The 2,999-nt window shown below is 59.7% G+C and carries 5 protein-coding genes and 1 pseudogene; all 6 read right to left on the bottom strand.

From position 1 onward, the window contains the following. Window positions 1-89: 89 nt before the first annotated feature. Window positions 90-347 (bottom strand): hypothetical protein, encoded by a 258-nt coding sequence (locus BZ163_RS00220; RefSeq protein WP_128869338.1) that lies wholly within the window; start codon window positions 345-347, stop codon window positions 90-92. Next, window positions 344-556 carry a hypothetical protein gene (locus BZ163_RS00215; protein ID WP_128869337.1) on the bottom strand — a complete coding sequence of 71 codons (213 nt, stop codon included), beginning with the start codon at window positions 554-556 and terminating at the stop codon, window positions 344-346. Before BZ163_RS00215 ends, BZ163_RS00220 begins: the two co-directional genes overlap by 4 nt. A 325-nt stretch (window positions 557-881) precedes the next feature. Then, window positions 882-1,061, bottom strand: a complete 180-nt coding sequence (locus BZ163_RS00210; RefSeq protein ID WP_128869336.1) for a hypothetical protein — start codon at window positions 1,059-1,061, stop codon at window positions 882-884. A gap of 155 nt (window positions 1,062-1,216) precedes the next feature. Continuing rightward, entirely contained in the window at window positions 1,217-2,386 is a 1,170-nt protein-coding gene (locus BZ163_RS00205) for a lactonase family protein (RefSeq protein WP_128869339.1), read from the bottom strand. Continuing rightward, window positions 2,379-2,675: a DUF5629 family protein gene (locus BZ163_RS00200; protein WP_128869335.1), complete on the bottom strand. Its 297-nt coding sequence runs from the start codon at window positions 2,673-2,675 to the stop codon at window positions 2,379-2,381. Before BZ163_RS00200 ends, BZ163_RS00205 begins: the two co-directional genes overlap by 8 nt. 199 nt (window positions 2,676-2,874) lie before the next feature. Further along, a pseudogene (locus BZ163_RS36265) lies at window positions 2,875-2,999 on the bottom strand (hypothetical protein); the annotation flags it as partial.

The raw sequence follows: 2,999 nt of genomic DNA, 5'->3' as shown, positions 1-2,999 counted from the left end.
GCGAAGACGGCCTCAAGGCTTGCATCGCCCTTGCAGACGCCTTCGCCGGCAAGCCGGCTCCTACAGGGGATGGAGGGTGTCTGGAATACTCAGGCCAACACCTCACACATCTCGATCACCGCGCAATCCACGTGGAACGGCCCGAAAAACCCGCCCTGGCGCTTGATCGGCGGGTTGCCGGCCAGCAGTCCCTGGGCTTTAGCGGTCTCGATGTTGCGTGCAAGGTTGTGATTGGCTTCGATGGCTCGCGCCACCGACCCCGCCGAGGCATGCCCTATCCCCAGCAGGGATGCTCCGTTGGTCATGAACGCGAGGAAGGCGATGACCCAAAGTCTGTACCCTTTCATGCGCCGGCGATCCCCGCGGTCTGCGCCTGATCGACCGTCGCATTTTGCGCGCGGTGTTCAAACTGGATGCCGGGATGAGCGACTTGAATCGGCGCTTCGAGGGTTTGACGCGACTGAGGTGAAAGGCTGAACACCAGGACCATGGCCAGGTAAAGACCGATCGCCACATAGGCGCCGCGTTTGGCAGAAGTGAGGATTGCGCTGGTCATGATGTTCTCCGCAGGCATGTTTCGATGCCCCCAGAATCGATCAAAAAAGCCGTGATAACCACTCAGGGTTATCCATAGTGACCATCAGCCTGGTTGATCATTAAAGCTGTCTATTTGCGTCGTGGATAAAATCTATCAGGCGCTCGCGAGCCGTTTTCGGCGCTTCTTGATCGGCTGGGCAAACGAAGGAATGGGGCTGGGAAGCAGAAGATGATGGGGTCGAAAAACGCGTTATGCAGGAGCGACATCACTTCATGGCCTTTCAACTTGGGCGGTCGATTGGCAAGTGATTTCGCTCCTGCATAAAGTGTGCAGGGTTCAGCTTTCAGTGTTGGCTTTTGTGATCCAAGGCGGCGTAGAAATGGGCGCTCTGTTGCAGGTATTTCTGGGTGTAGCTCTGGGCGTGGGATTTTTTGTCGCTGATTTCAACGTTGGCGCTGGCTGGCAGCGCTACGGTGGCTGAGATAGCGGATGCGGCGATTACAGAGAAGAGATTGAAGTTCATGGCGGTAGTCCTCGAAGTCAGTTGGCTTGCTTGCCCGGTGGGGCCGTGGAGCAAACTTAACCTTCGAGGTTGGCGCCTTGAAATCTTTTGTAGCAGTAGCAGTTATCAGCGTCATTAATACAAGGATGCAGGCCCCACCAACCGGGGCCTGCGGCCTATTGACGCACCAGGAACTTGAGGTCGCTCGGGGCATCCATCGGCAGTTTCTGTACGGTTTTGCCCAGCAGACCGGTCTTGGCATCGCGCTCGACGACGACAATCTGGTTGCTCTTCTGGTTGGCGATCAACAGGAACTTGCCACTCGGGTCGAGGCTGAACTCGCGCGGATGGTCGCCTTCCACCGAGCGGCGCTGCAGCTCCTTGAGCTGGCCCGACGCAGGGTCGATGGCGAACACCAGCAACTGATTGGCAGTGCCACGGTTGCTGACGTAGAGGAACTTGCCATCGGCCGAGGCGTGCAGCGCCGCCGCTGCCTTGTCCGACACTGGCTGGCCCGCCGCCAGGTCAACCATTTGCGTGTGTTCCAGCTGGCCGTCCCGGTAATCGAACACCGCCACCTGCGCGCTCATTTCCATGGTCAACCACGCGTGTTTGCCATCGGCGCTGAACAGCAGGTGCCGTGGTCCGCTGCCGGGTGGCAACTGGACCGAGGCCGGTTTGGCCGCGGTCAATGGCAGGTCCGGATTCGCCTTGGGGTCGAAGCGATAGACAAAAATCCGGTCCGCCCCCAGGTCATTGGAAAACACGTAGCGGCCGTCTGGCGATGAGACCGTCGAATGCACATGGGCCGACATCTGCCGCTCGGGATTGATCCGGCTGGAAGGATGGCTGCTCATTTGCACCACGGGCTGGAGCTTGCCGTCGGCATCCACCGGCACCACCGCCAGGGTGCCGCCCGGATCTGCGGCCACCGAATAATTGCTGACCAGCAGGTGACTGGCTTCAACGGTGAGGCTCGAGTGCGTCGGCTCGTTGCCCAGGCTCTGCACCTGATTGATCAGGCTCAGCTCGTGGGTCTTGGGATCGATCGCATAACTGCTGACGCGCCCCACCGGATCAGCCTGCCCCGGACCGTTTTCGTTGACCACGAACAATCGGCGTTGATCACTGGACAGGGTCAGCCAGGACGGGTTTTCGCTGTTGACCACTTGCAGTGGCTTGGCGTCGATCTGCCCGTTGGAACTGTCGAACTTCAGGCGATAAAGCCCTTGGCTCTGGCCGGCGGTGTAAGAACCGACCAGCAGCTGATATTCATCGGCCGTCGCCGTTTGCACGCCCATCGCGCCAACGCTGCCGGCGATCAACAGCGGCCAGAGATTACGCATCCTCATGCGTTTCGTCCTCGTCGTCGTCACCACCGATAGCATCCATCAGTACCAGCCGATGCTCGCCGGAATCACCGGTGATGAGCCAGCTTTGCAGGTCTGGGTCGAAGGTCGCCGCATTGATCTGGGCCATGCTGAACGCCCAGCGCTTTGCCGCTCGGCCGTCCATGCATTCGATGTGCAGGTTGTCGTCTTCATCGAGGGAGAAATCAAACGCGTGCAGCCCGTCGATTTCCAGCATGTCGCAGTGTTCGAGGGCGTTGAGCAAGGTGTCGGTTACGGCAGTCATGGCAGTCGATCTTTGAATGGGAAAGACGCAATGATAGCTCAATGTGGGGGCGACTCAGCGCCGGTCACAAAACCCACGACCAACACGCCCCCCTGTAGGAGCTGGCTTGCCAGCGAAAGCGGTGGATCAGTCAATAAAGATGTCGACTGAAGATCGCCTTCGCTGGCAAGCCAGCTCCTACAGGGGGGAGGCTCGGCCGTTAGAGGGTGTCGCGGGTGGGTTGGCCGTCCACCAGGCGCTGGATGCCCAGCGGATTGGGCATTCTTCAGGGCTTCGGGCAGCAAGCTGTCCGGGTAGTTCTGGAAACACACCGGCCGCAGGAAG

It is taken from the genome of Pseudomonas sp. VI4.1 (genome assembly GCF_002029345.1).
Lineage (GTDB): Bacteria > Pseudomonadota > Gammaproteobacteria > Pseudomonadales > Pseudomonadaceae > Aquipseudomonas.
This window is presented reverse-complemented; position numbering and strand designations above follow the sequence as displayed.

Coding starts and splice junctions, on each gene's coding strand:
- BZ163_RS00220 (WP_128869338.1), bottom strand. CDS start 347: ATGAAAGGGTACAGACTTTGGGTCATCGCCTTCCTCGCGTTCATGACC.
- BZ163_RS00215 (WP_128869337.1), bottom strand. CDS start 556: ATGACCAGCGCAATCCTCACTTCTGCCAAACGCGGCGCCTATGTGGCG.
- BZ163_RS00210 (WP_128869336.1), bottom strand. CDS start 1,061: ATGAACTTCAATCTCTTCTCTGTAATCGCCGCATCCGCTATCTCAGCC.
- BZ163_RS00205 (WP_128869339.1), bottom strand. CDS start 2,386: ATGCGTAATCTCTGGCCGCTGTTGATCGCCGGCAGCGTTGGCGCGATG.
- BZ163_RS00200 (WP_128869335.1), bottom strand. CDS start 2,675: ATGACTGCCGTAACCGACACCTTGCTCAACGCCCTCGAACACTGCGAC.